Consider the following 13,755-nt stretch of genomic DNA (forward strand, 5'->3'; position numbering starts at 1 on the left):
TTCAGGGTAACCCCGAATATCCAGGCACTCTATGCACGCACTTTTCTTTTTTGACATTCAACGAATTTGATTCTATGAATTAAAGATACATGATCTGATGTGATCCGAACTACTATTTTATTGAAGTAAAAGAGCAAACGCCATTCGATGTCCATGAATGGATTTCTTTTCGTTGTGCCTGTAACGCTCAAGTTCAGCCGCTCATGGACGCACCACAATCAATGCCAGCAGAGGAGGTGTCATCGATGCGAAGCGTCTTTTTCAACCGCATACGCACAGCCGGCCGGCTGCTTCCGCCCATGCTGCTTTCCCTTTTGTTCTTCGGTGTCGGTCATGCCGAAGATACTGCAACCAAAATCCCAGCGGTCGACTCCAAGTGGATTTATCTGACCGTCGCCGTTCTGTTCCTTGTCTTCGGTGGTGTGATTGGCTTTATGTTCGTTCTGCACAAAAAGTATTTGGAGGCGTGCACGCGCAACCAGCAGATCAACGTCTATTCAAAAAGCCCGGCAGGTCTGCCCGAAGGTACCGTACGGGCAATGATCAGCTTTATTATCATCGCGGTTTCGCTGTATCTTTGTGTGCTGCTCTTTTTTCAAATCGTGGGTGAGGGCTCTACATTCCCCGAAGCACTTTCCAGTCTGCTGGGTGCCGTTGTGGGATTTTACTTCGGTAGCCGCAGCAGTAAAAGTGATGATGGCAAGATGTTGCAGGAGCAGCTCTCCGGTATGGAAAAGGAACGTGATACCGGGCAGTCCGATACCCTGCTCACGAAGATCAACAAGGGTATCGTGATGTCCAGGGCGGTCATCGACGCTTTACCGGAAGAACAGAAGAAGATGTATGGCGAATTGCTGGAGAATCTGGAAAAGGGCTACCAAACGGTCAACGCCATTTCCAGAGGCGGCAATGTGAGCGAGGCGGTGGCCAAGGGCAAAGCGCTTTTTGATCTGTTCAGAAAAGAGAACCCGGTGCGTGACATCTTTTCCAAGGCACTAGAAGCCTTCATCCCCGTGCTGAGCGGATCGGTGCCGGCCTTGGCCGTTATCGCCACGGTTGTAGACTGTGGCGTCAAACTGGTGGGGTCGACCTATGAGAAGTGGAAGAAGCGTATTCTGAATGTGCCCATTACTCCGGCCGTGTTGCCGCTGCAGCCGGTGGATGCCAACACGGGATTCACCCTTTTGCTGAAAAGTCCCATTTTCAAGATGGCATTCAAAGAGAAATTCGAGGCCAATGACCGGCCCTTTATGCGGCAAACCACCGAACTGCTTGTCGCCTCGGATGCGGATGTGGACGAGTGCTGGAACCAATACAAGACGTATTTCGACTCCCGGGAGCAATTCGACCAGGGGCTGCAGCAGTTTCGAAAGGCCGCCCTGGACCGGGAACTGGCGGCAGATACCCAGGATGATCCCGCTCTTTTCAGCCAAGTCGGGGGATTGGGCACATTCATGGACGCTTTGGATCAGATCAACACCGATGCGGATGCACAGGCCGCCTTGCACCAATTGGCCATGGTCGTCGAAACCCTGCACAAGCAGGGCGAGCCCGTACCGGCTATCTTCGAAAAGCTGAAAAAGGAGGAGGAATTATAAAGGGGCGGTTGTATACGCTCACCATCGCCGCTTTAATGGTTGTTAACTGTCCATCGTATCCTATGTCTTTTGCTTCTACAGGAGTGTAAGGGATGATATTCACCCGGTCGCTGAAGTATCAATTTCCCCTCATGAGCGGGGAGGATGTGTACCGTCTTCAACAGCGTCTGCTGGAGTATGGGTTTACGACTGTGGGGCAGCCGGATAGTATTTTCGGCCCCCAGACCGATGCCGCTGTCCGGGCCTTTCAGAAATCACAGAATTTGAAAGTGGATGGCGTTTCAGGTCCACTTACCTGGGAGGCCTTGTTTCAGGATGTGCAGGCAGAACCGGGCCAGGAAAAACTTTTAACGGTGCTGGAGGACCTCAAGCAAGTTCATGGTTTTCGAGACAGCGTGCTGTGGCAGCTCACGGCGGAAGGCATCTGCATCGATGGGAAAAATCCCGAAAACTTCGGCGGTGACCCACAAACCGTACGGCGCGTATGGCGCGATTTTAAAATACCCATCAAAGAATGGTCATTGAAATTCGGCGTTCCGGCTGAACTCATCATCGCCACCATTTGCACCGAAAGTTACGGAAAACCCGAATCCCTGCGAAAGGAGCCGGGCTATATCTCCGACGATGAAACGCCCCAAAAGATATCTCTCGGCCTGATGCAGACACTGCTCTCCACCGCTGCTGCAACGCTCCAACTTGACGGCATTGACCGTAACTGGCTGATTCAGCCGGAGAACTCCATCCGCGCCGGCACCGGATACATTGCCCAGCAGTGGCGGTCCACCCACTTTGATCCACCCAAGGTCGCCTGCGCCTACAACGCCGGCGGTATCTACTACAACAACAGCCCGACGAATCGTTGGAAAATGCGCCAATACCCGATTAGCAGCGCCAAGCATGCTGATCGTTTTGTCAAATGGTTCAACGAATGCTTTCTTATGTTCAAACGGGATCATGTGATTCCGACCGTCAGTTTTTTCCGGCTGCTGGCGACATCTTAGAGGTTTTTGTCCCTGATGATATGATCTGGCTTATCGGTCGGTGCCATCCTTGTCGAAGACATCCAGGCGCCGGAGCCCCATCACCCTTATCCTACATGAAATCTGGTTGATCTTGCCCGTTATTAAGCGTATGATTTAATCATACTCTTAATGGGGGATTGACGATGCAAACAGAAAAAGCCGAAAGAATTACCATCACTTTACCGCCGGACATGTTGGCCGCCATAAAAAAACAGGTTAGCTCCGGTTCTTATGGCTCGACCAGTGAAGTGATTCGGGAAGCCATGAGATTGTGGCAACAAAAAGAAGAGGAGCGCCAGGTGAGGCTTGCCTTAATCCGTGAACGTTTGACACGATCAGCACAGAGTGGGGAACCTGTTCCACTTGATGTTGCTTTCTCTCGAATCGAAAGGCAGCACATGACAAGAATGGAACAGGAGGCCAATGAAAAAATATGATGTCTATTTGATGCCTGACGCTATCAGCGATCTTGAATATATTTATAATTATATTGCGGAACAAAGTGGTTTTCCAAAGAGAGCATGGCGATACATGGATAAGCTTCACCGCAAATGTCAGGAGCTAAAAACAGCCCCTATAAGGGGCCAGCAAAGAGACGATATAATGAAAGGCCTAAGAATTTACCCCCTTGATAAGCAGACAGTGGCCGCATTTGTCGTTGATGAAGAAAATTCGACAGTCAGGATTTTGAATATTTTTTATGGTGGTAGAGATTACGAAACGTTTTTATCCACCTAAAAGAATTTTGCCTATCATCTATCTTCTGCTCTGCCTGGCGCTTCTAACCGGGGCCGGGAAATTCGCATTCTATATCCGCGATCTGAGCCGGCTGGCGGATGAGCGATTTCCGGTGCAGTCATCGGGCCTTTCGCCTTGCATCTACGCTCGCCCGTTGGTGATTCATCCCGGGCTGGATCTCTTGCCTGAAGATCTGGCTCTGGAACTGGATTTTCTTGAATTTCAGAAAAAAGAATTCCCTGACCGGCCGGGCAGTTATTCGCGGACCGGCGGGACGTTTATATTGTATGATCGGAAACCGGCTTTTTCAGACGAGTCCAGGCAGCCTTCACGGGTTCGGGTAAAGATCCGCAACCAAAAGGTGATCTCCCTTTCCGGCCTGGACTTCGGACGTTCCCTGCGCCGCTTTGTTCTGGGACCTTTGAAAATCGGCGATCTCGATCCTAAAGTCGAGGCGGGCCGGGATCCTGTAACCATCGAGGCGGTTCCCGAGCCGCTGATTCTTTCCATCCTGGCTGTGGAAGACCGGCGGTTTTATTCCCATGGCGGGGTCGATTTTTCAGCGGTGTTCCGGGTCCTGGCCGCCAATGCCCGGGAAGGGCATATCGTCCAGGGAGCCTCCACCATTACCCAGCAGGTGGCCAAGATTTTGTTTTTTTCGGGCGAAGATGCCTTGAAACGAAAAATGAGCGAATGGCTCATGGCTTGGGTTCTGGAGTGGAAATTCACCAAGGATGAGATCCTGGAGGCTTATATTAACAGTGTTTACCTGGGCCGCAGCGAACGCGGGCCGGTGATCGGGTTTGGCGCGGCCGGCCGGTATTATTTTGGAAAAAATCTCGCCGAGCTGGATTGGGGCGAAATGGCCTTGCTTTCCGGCATGCTCAAGGCCCCGTCCGGGTATGATCCCGTCCGGAACGCCGAGCGGGCCAAGGCGCGCCGGGACCAGGTGCTGGCGATCCTGGCCGAGCAGGGGCTCCTTCGGTCCGAGGAGGCCGCATCCGCGAAAGAAGCAAAACTGCATGTGGTCCCCAACGCGCCCGCTCCCAGGGACCGGTTTCCCGTGTTTTCCCGATTCATCCGGGGGATCGTGGATGATAAAAAAAGCGTGGCGGGGCAGGGGACTGACGTTTTCACGTTCATGGATCCCGTTGTCCAGGTCCGGGCCCAAGCGGCCGCGACCTCCGGGCTCGATTTTTTGGAGGCCCGGCGCCTTCTGGAGAAAGGCAGCCTGGAAACCGGCGTGGTGGTTCTGTCCCTGCCCCGGGGCGAGCTGATCGCCATGGTCGGGGGAAGGGACCCGGGCCGCCCCTGGTTCAACCGGGCCGTTTCCGCCCGCCGTCAGGTGGGATCATTGATCAAGCCGGCCGTGTTTCTGGCGGCCTTGGAAGATTCGCCAAACTATCACCTGATGACACGGCTTGACGATTCCGTGGTCCGAATCGAAAACAAAGACGGCACAATCTGGTCACCAGCCAATTTCGACGGGGTCCATCACAAAGCGGTGCCGCTATACCAGGCGCTTTCCCGTTCCTACAATGCGGCCTGCGTCCGCCTGGGCATGGAGCTGGGGCTGGACCGGCTGGAAGGGCTCCTGGGCCGGCTCGGTGTGGGAGGCAAGATGGATTTTTATCCATCGTCTTTTCTCGGCACCATGACCATGTCCCCCATGGAGGTGGCCGGAATGTACCGGACACTGGCCACCGGCGGCATGGTTTCGCCCATCCGGTACATCCGTGAAACCGGATTGGACGGCACCGGCAGGCCGCGGCCCGGGGTGCAGAATTTCGATCCCGTGCCGGTCTACCTGCTCAACATGGCCTTGAAAATGGTGATATCCGAAGGTACGGCCCGATCCGAGGCGAATCAGGTGATCGGGGACCTTTGCGCGGCCGGGAAGACCGGCACCACCGACGGGCTAAGGGATTCCTGGTTTGCGGGATTTACCGGCGACCTTCTCGTAGTGGTCTGGGTGGGAAGGGACGACGGCGCCCCTTGCAAGCTGACCGGAGCGGACGGGGCCTTTTATATCTGGCAGAAAATTGTTACCCAGGTATCCAAAAAAGCGTTTGCGCCCGGCCCGCCCGAATTGGTGAAATGGATTACGGTCGATCCGAATACCGGGCGGCAGGTCCTGGAACTGGACTGCCCCTGGGCTGTGGCCTTGCCCTTTGCGGCAGGGACGGAGCCGACTGAAGCGGTTTCCTGCAGGGGCCTGATGCCGGAAGAAACCGATCCATCCTGGCTAAGAACATTATTCTAAGAAGAGCTTCAATATGAAAAAATGGACCATGCCGCTTTTAGTTGCATTGTTTTGGGGCGGAATCACCGCCGCCATGGCATCTTCAATTCCAGGGGATGAATACGCGCCGCACTCCATCTCCATGACCTGGGAGACGTTCATGGATTTGTGGGACCGGTCTCGGGCGCCTGATCCGCAAAGAAACCGCGAGTACGCCTATGGCCGGGTCATTTACACCGGCAAGGCCGAGATCGATAAGCAGCAGTACTATATCCGGTTTGTGTCCATGACCCGGATTACGGCGTTTGAGGCGCGAAAATGTCTGGTCCCGGTCCTCTCATCCAGCCTCAATCCGGAATCGGTTTTCGTGAACGGCCAGCCTGCCGGGTGGACCGTGAAAAATGGGTACTGCCAGGTCATGATCCAGGGACCTGGCGATTTCGAGGTCAAGACCGCGTTCACCGTCACCATCGATCGCCGTCGCTGGCCCCGGAACCTGACCCTGCCCCTGGCGCCCGTGGCCAGGACCGAAATTGACATCCATGTGCCGGATGGGGACATCGAGGCCAGGTTCGATCCCGGGGTGGCCCTCGATACCGGCGGCGACCGGGTGCACGGGCTGGTTCCCGCGGCGTCCAGTGTCGCTATCCGCTGGCTGAAGCGGGGGGAGAAAAAAGAGAGCATTCCCTTGAAAATGGGGGCCGTGGTCCATACCTACGTGTCCTTGGGAGAAAACGGGGCCGGGCTGAAAAGTGAGGTAGCCTTCCAGATCCTCCAGGGCCAGACCCATTACTTTAGGATCCGGGTTCCGGATTCCATCGACATCCTGGATGTAACCGCCGACGGCAAAGGCGGTGAGGAGACCATTTCCCAGTGGTATACCGAGGATATCGGGGCCGGGGCGGATGGCAACGGCAAGGACGGGCGCGGGGCACGGCTGGTCCACATTTACGCATCTTACCGGCACAAGCAAAAATTCAAGGTCCGCTTGGATTGCGAGCGGACCGAGACGCGCTCGGACTACCGGTTTGCAGTGCCCCGCATCGAACCGGAAGCGGTGGAGCGCTACGAAAACCTCGTGGCCGTGGGCGCTGAGGCCAACGTGGAAATCGAGGAAGGCGCCATCGAACGGGCCGAAGGCCGGGACGTGCGGTTTCTGCCCGATGAAATCCAGGCCTTTGCCCAAGGCAGGGCCTTGTTCTACTATAAAATCCTCGATCCCGGCTTTGTCCTCGACTTTGCCGTCAAGAGCCACGACAAGGCGTCCGTGCTCAAGACCCGAATCGAACGGGTGGACGCCGACAGTGTCGTGACCGAGGCCGGGACCGTCATGACCAAGGCGGCCTTCCAGGTGAAAAACAACCAGGCCCAGTTTCTGCGGCTGCGTCTGCCCGACGGCGCCAAGCTGCTTTCCGCCTTTACCAGCGGCAAGGAAATCCAGCCGGCCCGGGAAGGGGGCGTCTTTTCACGGTAAATTTGTTCTAATGGCTTAATTTGCATGGCATGGCATTTTTAGTCATGCGGAGAAAGTCAAATACCGCTCGGATGTTGCGATTAAGTTGCTGCATTTTTTGAGAGACACTGCGTACCCCTTTGGATTTGATGAGCCCTACAGCAAAACGGCGTAAGCGGGATACGTTTTCGGGGCCATAGCCGGTACGAATACGGCTTCGGTCCTCGTCAAAATTCCAATCGATGATGTAATGGCAACTGTTCTCGATACTCCAGTGACCACGATTAGTTTCAAGGACTTTTTGGGGGGATGCTTGTTCCGGGGGTTGACTAGTGATGCCGTATGCAATGTCATGAGAGACGTTGCCAGTTTTTTTGGTTGTGGATTCTCTCTCAATGACAAACGCTTGCCGGACATAAGGGAATTTTAAATACCCGTTGAGTTCGGTTGTTATCCAGATTTTTCGGATTTCAATGCGGCCATGGTCTGGCGGATCACAAATTATAAAATCGGGTTCTTCTCGATCGTCAAAGTACAAGGCGATGTCTTGAAAAAGTCCTGGCTGATTGTTTTTAACGGTAAAATGGTAGTGGGCGTGGCGTTCTTCGACCAAGTAAGTGGCGACTTTGCGTTGGGTCAATAAAGCATCCGTGGTGATGTTCTTGCCTTGGATGTTGATGGCATCCAACATAGGGATGATCGTATTGATTTCATTAGTACGTTTTACGGTGTCATCGTTTCCCGGCAGAGTGCCTACTTTTTTTGGGTATAGCAGTTTTTACTCTGATGCCCGATGGCGCTTAAGATATGGGTGCGATATCCATCGGCATCAATCGCATTGCACATTGTTTTGCCATCGATAGCCAGGCTTTCGTCATCTTGTGCATGCGCTGCATTCCACTGCCCCAATGCGCGATCAAGATGGACGGGATCGACGCGGATGAGTACATCACGGATGATACTCAGGCTAGGGACAAGGAACTTTCCGTTAACTTTACGGCAACCAAATCGGCGTCGCGCTCTTTGGCCGAGGTCTTTGGCCCAATCCGCAATGGCCTGGTATCCGTGCATCCCACAAAGCGTTGCAGCAGCGGCAATAGCCAAAATCGTTGTCAGTCGATGTCGCCGGCCTTGGGCACGGCGCGGATCAGGAATCTCGGTAAAAAAGTCTGGTAAGGTTCGCATATGCTGTGCCGTGAGCATCATTTTAGTACCTCCGATACGATAGTCTGGATGAAGGGATGGTTGAGATAATCGTATTTGCGCGTGGGAAGTTAACGGCTTAACAAAAACCATTTTCGGTGAGTTGTCTTTGGCGCTATAACCTTCTCGAGTTCGTCGGAAGCCTTTGGTTTCGCCTAAATAAATCCAGTTGGTGGCTTTATAGATGGTGCCGTGAAATCGCTGTGGGTCGACAAATGTCTCCAGCAGTAATAAAGGGTGACCAAACCTTTTCTGCCAGTCGTCCGGTAGTCTTTTTTGGCACAATGATAATACCCGGGAGGCCAAGTTTGGCAAATGCCAATCGGGAAGGATTAAAAAACGACTGTTATTGGTGATCAGTTTTAGGCGACCGTATTGATAACGAAGATCCCAACCGATCCAACGGTCCCTGACTGAGCATTTTAAAGCTGAGGCGGAAAAAGTAAGTAACGCAACCCAGGCGTCACCACAAGTGGCAATGTACCAGATAGTTTCACTGATTTTGGGTAAAGATCCCAGATAATGGTGGGACTGCATCAGGTGTTTGAAACGATGCTCTTCAGACGGAACAGCAGGACGGACAATGATTTCGCTTAAATCAGACACTACGGCCTCTGAATGAAATGTCATAATGACTGCTTAAATACCTCATTTAGAGGGGATTGTCCATATATGCATACAAAATTTTGTTAATTCGGATATTTTTACATCAGAACAAAATCACCGTGAGGGTCAGATTTTGTGACATTGACAATCAATGGCTGCCATGAAATACTCACCCGCCAACAATTAAAGTTCCTATTCTTATAATACTCACCGAGTATCATTTTCTTGGTTGTAAACAGCCTCTTTTGCGGTGGAGGATATAGCATGAAACATGTATGGACAGGAATTTCCATTTTGTTTTTTATATTGGTAAACTGGAATCCGTCATTTGCATTTCGCTGCGACGGGAAAATCATCGATAAAAAACTCAATAAATCCGAAATACTGGATTTTTGCGGAGAAACCCACCCGGACCGACGAATGGGAGGAGGAACGGATTATCGGCAATTGCTCCGAAAGGGCTTTCACTGACTGCCGTATTGTTCATATCAAAATTGAGAAATGGTTTTATAATTTGGGTCCAAAAAATTAACCCGGACCCTGGTTTTTGAAAACAGTCGTCTGGTCCGCATTCGGACGGGGAGCTATGGACACTAACTAAATTGTTCCGTTGTATTATTTATTCAAAAAAGGACGTATTTGTTAATTTGTCTTGACAACTTTACAGATCGATGGCAAATATCAGGCTAAAGGAATAAGATATGCTAAACCCCCAATCCCCCATACCGCTCTACCACCAACTGGCCGATATTCTGATGGAAGCTATCCGTACCGGTGACTATCCACCCGGGTCACGGATTCCATCCGAGCCGCAGCTGGCCAAGGATTACGGCATTGGACGGCCCACGGTACGCCAGGCCATCGATTTGTTGGCGCGCCGGGCAATGGTCCGCCGGCGGCGCGGGTCAGGGACCTATGTATGTGAGCCGGGGCAGGAAATCGATCTGTTCTCCCTGGCCGGCACCAGTTCGGCGTTTCAAAAAAAAGGGATTGATGTGGATATAAAGTTGCTCCAGCCGCCGCAAAAGATGCGGGTGGCCGACGGCGCGGAAAATCCCTTTGACGGTGGCACGGCCTTTTTCCTCTCACGGCTCAACCGGGTGGACGCCAAACCGGTGCTTCTGGAAGAGATCTATCTTCATCCCATGCTGTTCAAGGGCATCGACGCCATGGATCTGGGTGGGCGGTCGCTCGCCCAGGTGGTGGAAACTGATTTTTACATGCGGCCCACTGGCGGTCGGCAGACCTTTCGCATCGGTTATCTGGAGGACCAGCGAGCCGCGGCCATGGATGTGGGACCGCGCTCGCCTGTTTTGATCGTCCATCGCTATCTTAATTTCAAACCGGCGGACAACGCCGTTTTCTCGATACTTTACTGCAACACGGCAAACTTTGTTTTCGCTCAGCAGATTGGAGGCTTGAACCATGAAGAATAGGGGCTACTTCGGCAACTTCGGCGGGGCGTTTCTGCCTGAGATCCTGGTTGCCACCTTTGACGAGCTGGAAGAGATGTACGAGGCGGTCAGACATGATCCAACCTTCTGGCAGGAATACGAGCAGCTGATGGCCAGCTACTCCTGTAGGCCCACGCCGGTTACCTACGCGGAAAACTTGACCCGTCATTTCGGCGGCGCACGGATCTTCATCAAGCGCGAGGACCTCAATCATACCGGTGCCCATAAGGCCAATAACGTGATGGGCCAGGGGCTTCTGGTACGCCGCATGGGCAAAACCCGCGTGATTGCGGAAACCGGAGCCGGCCAGCACGGCGTGGCCACGGCCACCATGGCGGCGCGCTTCGGGTTTGACTGCACCATTTACATGGGCGAGGTGGATGTAGAGCGTCAGCGACCCAATGTTTTCTGGATGGAGCAGCTAGGCGCCACGGTGGTGCCGGTAAAAGACGGCACACGCATTTTAAAAGATGCCATCAATTCCGCTTTTAGAGATTGGGTGACCAAAATGGATTCCACCCACTATGTCCTGGGCACCGCCTGCGGGCCGCACCCGTTTCCCGAGATGGTGGCCTGGTTTCAGTCCATCGTGGGCAAGGAGGCGCGGCGGCAACTCATGGAACGGGAAGGGCGGTTGCCGACCCGGGTTTACGCCTGCGTGGGCGGTGGGTCCAATGCCATGGGGGTGTTCAGCGGCTTTTTTGATGATGATGTTGAACTGATCGGCGTGGAAGCTGCCGGTCGAGGCCTGGATTCGGGCGAGCATGCGGCGCGGCTGTGCTCGGACGATGCCAGTGTGGGCGTGGCCCAGGGGTACAAGACCTATTTCCTGCAGGATGATAACGGCCAGATGCGTGAGACCCACTCCATTGCCGCCGGCCTGGATTATGTGGGCGTCAGCCCGATCCTTTCCGATTTAAAGGAAAAAGGACGGGTACGTTTCGAGGGCGCCACCGACCAGGAGGTCATTGAGGCGGTGCGCCTGACCATGAGAAAAGAAGGCGTCATACCGGCCCTGGAATCGGCCCATGCCTTTGCACGCGCGTTCAAGGAAGCACCGACCCTGTCCAGTGAGGATATCATTCTGATCAATCAGTCCGGCCGAGGCGACAAAGACATCTTTACCATTGCCGATGCCTTTGACGATCCCAAATGGAAACAATTCATCATCGAAAAAGCGAGACAATACCATGCTTGAATCCTATATCCGTTCACGGCTAAAAGAGAAGAAGATTCTGCTGATGACCCACATTGTCATCGGCTATCCATCTCTGGATGAATCACTGGCCATCGTACGCACCATGGTGGAGGCCGGGGTGGACCTGATGGAACTCCAGATCCCCTTTTCCGAGCCCATTGCCGACGGCCCGGTGATTTTAAAGGCCAACCAGGATGCCCTGGCAGATGGGGTGACGGTGCCCCAATGCCTGGAATTCGGTCAGACGGTGGCCGGCCAGTTCTCCATTCCTTTTCTCTACATGACGTACTACAATATTCTCTTCAAATACGGGGTGGATCGGTTTGCCGACCACATGCGGGATGCCGGACTCAAAGGGGCCATCGTGCCTGACCTGCCGCCTGAAGAGGCCGATGACTACCTGAGCGCAATGGGGCGTTGCGGGCTCAGCCCGATTTTCATTTTCTCCCCCACCACCAAGGCCGCGCGTCTGCAGACCATCGCCAGCGTAGCTGATGGATTTGTCTACTGTGTGGCCCGCAAAGGGGTGACCGGCGGCCAGACTGCTTTTTCCAGGCAATTGGATGAGTACCTGGGCGCCTGCAGGCAGGCCACCGACTTGCCGTTGGCGCTGGGTTTCGGGGTCAAGGATCGGGACGACATCAAGTTTCTGGAAGGCAAGGCGGACATCGCCGTTATCGGTACCCAGGCCTTGCGAGTGATCGAATCGCAGGGTATTGATGCCCTGGGCGATTTCATTCGCGGACTTCAGCGGCCCTGAACAACTGGTCGTCGATCTTCATTCAATCCCGGCCTGGCCCAAAAGCTAAAATTTGCCTTTATCGGTGAGATCGATAAGCGGCGCCGTGCCGTAATCGCTTCCACCTAAATGGATGGGATGGCCATCAATCGCCAGTCACCGGCAGTATTGTGGACAATGGAACCTTGCATCAAGCGGGCATGCGCCAAGCACGTTCCACCGTCACTTCCGGCATGGGGTAGTGTTTGGTGTTGAGGGTAAAGATACAGCCACCTCCTGGGAATGGCGCATGGCCTTTTTTATGGACCGGACCGTCTCGGCGGTATCCTCATCACGCTTCCAGCATCCAGATGTATGTTCCAGAACGTCAATCCGCATTTCAGATTCAATTTTCTCGGCATATAGCAAAATGGCCTTTTCCAGCACCGCTTTTTTAGATGTCCCCAATATTTTTTCCAGGCAAATGGGCGATTATCTGAGAGTCTGCAGCTATGCCACCGGCCTACTGACACTGGGTTTCGGCATCAAGGATCGGGACGACATCAAGTTTCTACAAGGCAAGGCGGATATCGCCGTCATCGGCACCCAGGCCATAGGGCTGATGGAGAGTAAGGGTATCAGTGGGTTGGGGGCCGTTTATCCGAGGCCTCCAAAATTGAGTAGATTTACCATAACGCCTGCTGATAATGCTCAAGAATAATACGATCTTTTGTGATTAATCCACTTAATGTAATTGCTGCCTGCGCGGTGATTAACCGGTCAAATGGATCGCGTGTCCATTTTTCATGTACAGCCGCTTTGCAAACCCGTTCAAAGCGCTTGTCGCAAACCTCCAAACCGATTTTCTGGTTCAGATAGGTACGGACCCGATTCGAATCGACCCTAATTTTTTCAATTTCATAAAGAAAATCGAGTTCCAGCAGTACCATGGGGGAAATTAGCAACGCAGGTGTTTCTTCGATTGCTTGCCGGGCATTTGGGCTAATCAAATCGAGTCTACCGGCAAACAGCCATATGACAACGTGTGTGTCGAGGTAGATCATAGGTTTGGGTTCCAATTGTCGGACCAGTCCAGGTGAACCAGTTCCTCCGGGTCACCGACGATACAATCGGGATGTTCTGCCAATTTTGCTAACTTTGATACTGGCTCGGAAGGGACAATTTTTAACTTTTTTCCTTTTCGCTTGATCTCTATGGGTATCCCCGTTTCCAAAACTTGATCGAGCAAGTTATAAATATTTTTTCTAAGCTCGGATGGGCTGACTTCCATGATGTTTACCCTCCAACGACAATATTTAACACAATAACGTACGTTGAATATACAATGATGCGTACGTCTCGTCAATATTAAATTTCCGGACTTACCGCTGCAGCTGGGCTTCGGGGTCAAGGACCGGGACGACATCAAGTTTCTCCGAGGCAAAGCCGATATTGCCCTTATTGGTACGCAAGGCCCTGCGGCTGATCGAAAGTGAAGGAATCGACGCCCTGGGGTCATTTTT

Annotated in this window: 14 protein-coding genes; 10 read left to right on the plus strand and 4 right to left on the minus strand. The window is 53.2% G+C overall.

What is annotated here, in order from left to right:
* Positions 1 to 245: 245 nt before the first annotated feature.
* The 6 genes from Dvar_RS11445 (at position 246) to Dvar_RS11470 (ending at position 7,074) form a co-directional block, all read left to right on the plus strand.
* Complete coding sequence (locus Dvar_RS11445) at positions 246 to 1,598, plus strand: hypothetical protein (protein WP_419661832.1); 1,353 nt, start codon at positions 246 to 248, stop codon at positions 1,596 to 1,598.
* A gap of 92 nt (positions 1,599 to 1,690) precedes the next feature.
* Entirely contained in the window at positions 1,691 to 2,599 is a 909-nt protein-coding gene (locus Dvar_RS11450) for a peptidoglycan-binding protein (RefSeq protein ID WP_419661833.1), read from the plus strand.
* Positions 2,600 to 2,763: 164 nt separating this feature from the next.
* Positions 2,764 to 3,057, plus strand: a complete 294-nt coding sequence (locus tag Dvar_RS11455; RefSeq protein ID WP_419661834.1) for a type II toxin-antitoxin system ParD family antitoxin — start codon at positions 2,764 to 2,766, stop codon at positions 3,055 to 3,057.
* The gene (locus Dvar_RS11460; protein WP_419661835.1) at positions 3,044 to 3,358 is read left to right on the plus strand and encodes a type II toxin-antitoxin system RelE/ParE family toxin; all 315 of its coding nucleotides are present in this window, start codon (positions 3,044 to 3,046) and stop codon (positions 3,356 to 3,358) included. The genes Dvar_RS11455 and Dvar_RS11460 overlap by 14 nt, the downstream gene beginning before the upstream one ends.
* Before the next feature lie 7 nt (positions 3,359 to 3,365).
* A complete protein-coding gene (locus Dvar_RS11465; protein ID WP_419661836.1) occupies positions 3,366 to 5,621 on the plus strand; it encodes a transglycosylase domain-containing protein in 2,256 nt (751 codons plus the stop codon).
* A 13-nt stretch (positions 5,622 to 5,634) separates the two neighbouring features.
* A complete protein-coding gene (locus tag Dvar_RS11470; protein WP_419661837.1) occupies positions 5,635 to 7,074 on the plus strand; it encodes a hypothetical protein in 1,440 nt (479 codons plus the stop codon).
* Between the two features lie 7 nt (positions 7,075 to 7,081).
* Here Dvar_RS11470 and Dvar_RS11475 read toward each other — a convergent pair whose 3' ends face one another.
* Both Dvar_RS11475 and Dvar_RS11480 read right to left on the minus strand, forming a co-directional pair.
* Entirely contained in the window at positions 7,082 to 7,828 is a 747-nt protein-coding gene (locus Dvar_RS11475; protein ID WP_419664103.1) for an ISAs1 family transposase, read from the minus strand.
* Positions 7,807 to 8,886, minus strand: coding sequence for a Druantia anti-phage system protein DruA (locus tag Dvar_RS11480; RefSeq protein WP_419657124.1), 1,080 nt, complete (start codon positions 8,884 to 8,886; stop codon positions 7,807 to 7,809). The genes Dvar_RS11475 and Dvar_RS11480 overlap by 22 nt, the downstream gene beginning before the upstream one ends.
* A gap of 677 nt (positions 8,887 to 9,563) precedes the next feature.
* On the opposite strand from Dvar_RS11480, the gene Dvar_RS11485 reads away from it, so the two are divergent.
* The 4 genes from Dvar_RS11485 to Dvar_RS11500 all read left to right on the plus strand — a co-directional run bounded on the left by Dvar_RS11485 (position 9,564) and on the right by Dvar_RS11500 (position 12,953).
* Complete coding sequence (locus Dvar_RS11485; protein WP_419661838.1) at positions 9,564 to 10,298, plus strand: GntR family transcriptional regulator; 735 nt, start codon at positions 9,564 to 9,566, stop codon at positions 10,296 to 10,298.
* Entirely contained in the window at positions 10,288 to 11,514 is a 1,227-nt protein-coding gene (gene trpB, locus Dvar_RS11490) for a tryptophan synthase subunit beta (RefSeq protein WP_419661839.1), read from the plus strand. Before Dvar_RS11485 ends, trpB begins: the two co-directional genes overlap by 11 nt.
* Positions 11,507 to 12,274, plus strand: a complete 768-nt coding sequence (trpA, locus tag Dvar_RS11495; protein ID WP_419661840.1) for a tryptophan synthase subunit alpha — start codon at positions 11,507 to 11,509, stop codon at positions 12,272 to 12,274. The genes trpB and trpA overlap by 8 nt, the downstream gene beginning before the upstream one ends.
* A 268-nt stretch (positions 12,275 to 12,542) precedes the next feature.
* Complete coding sequence (locus tag Dvar_RS11500; RefSeq protein WP_419661841.1) at positions 12,543 to 12,953, plus strand: hypothetical protein; 411 nt, start codon at positions 12,543 to 12,545, stop codon at positions 12,951 to 12,953.
* Here Dvar_RS11500 and Dvar_RS11505 read toward each other — a convergent pair.
* Positions 12,919 to 13,296: a type II toxin-antitoxin system VapC family toxin gene (locus tag Dvar_RS11505; RefSeq protein WP_419661842.1), complete on the minus strand. Its 378-nt coding sequence runs from the start codon at positions 13,294 to 13,296 to the stop codon at positions 12,919 to 12,921. The two genes, Dvar_RS11500 and Dvar_RS11505, sit on opposite strands and share 35 nt — an antisense overlap.
* Positions 13,293 to 13,523 carry a type II toxin-antitoxin system Phd/YefM family antitoxin gene (locus tag Dvar_RS11510; RefSeq protein ID WP_419661843.1) on the minus strand — a complete coding sequence of 77 codons (231 nt, stop codon included), beginning with the start codon at positions 13,521 to 13,523 and terminating at the stop codon, positions 13,293 to 13,295. Before Dvar_RS11510 ends, Dvar_RS11505 begins: the two co-directional genes overlap by 4 nt.
* Positions 13,524 to 13,755 lie beyond the last annotated feature (232 nt).

Source organism: Desulfosarcina variabilis str. Montpellier (genome assembly GCF_048565275.1).
Classification (GTDB): Bacteria; Desulfobacterota; Desulfobacteria; order Desulfobacterales; family Desulfosarcinaceae; genus Desulfosarcina; species Desulfosarcina variabilis.

Bases quoted from the DNA above. Each gene is read 5' to 3' on its own strand.
- Dvar_RS11445 (WP_419661832.1), top strand. From the start codon at position 246: ATGCGAAGCGTCTTTTTCAACCGCATACGCACAGCCGGCCGGCTGCTT.
- Dvar_RS11450 (WP_419661833.1), top strand. From the start codon at position 1,691: ATGATATTCACCCGGTCGCTGAAGTATCAATTTCCCCTCATGAGCGGG.
- Dvar_RS11455 (WP_419661834.1), top strand. From the start codon at position 2,764: ATGCAAACAGAAAAAGCCGAAAGAATTACCATCACTTTACCGCCGGAC.
- Dvar_RS11460 (WP_419661835.1), top strand. From the start codon at position 3,044: ATGAAAAAATATGATGTCTATTTGATGCCTGACGCTATCAGCGATCTT.
- Dvar_RS11470 (WP_419661837.1), top strand. From the start codon at position 5,635: ATGAAAAAATGGACCATGCCGCTTTTAGTTGCATTGTTTTGGGGCGGA.
- Dvar_RS11480 (WP_419657124.1), bottom strand. From the start codon at position 8,886: ATGACATTTCATTCAGAGGCCGTAGTGTCTGATTTAAGCGAAATCATT.
- Dvar_RS11485 (WP_419661838.1), top strand. From the start codon at position 9,564: ATGCTAAACCCCCAATCCCCCATACCGCTCTACCACCAACTGGCCGAT.
- trpB (WP_419661839.1), top strand. From the start codon at position 10,288: ATGAAGAATAGGGGCTACTTCGGCAACTTCGGCGGGGCGTTTCTGCCT.
- trpA (WP_419661840.1), top strand. From the start codon at position 11,507: ATGCTTGAATCCTATATCCGTTCACGGCTAAAAGAGAAGAAGATTCTG.
- Dvar_RS11500 (WP_419661841.1), top strand. From the start codon at position 12,543: ATGGCCTTTTTTATGGACCGGACCGTCTCGGCGGTATCCTCATCACGC.
- Dvar_RS11505 (WP_419661842.1), bottom strand. From the start codon at position 13,296: ATGATCTACCTCGACACACACGTTGTCATATGGCTGTTTGCCGGTAGA.
- Dvar_RS11510 (WP_419661843.1), bottom strand. From the start codon at position 13,523: ATGGAAGTCAGCCCATCCGAGCTTAGAAAAAATATTTATAACTTGCTC.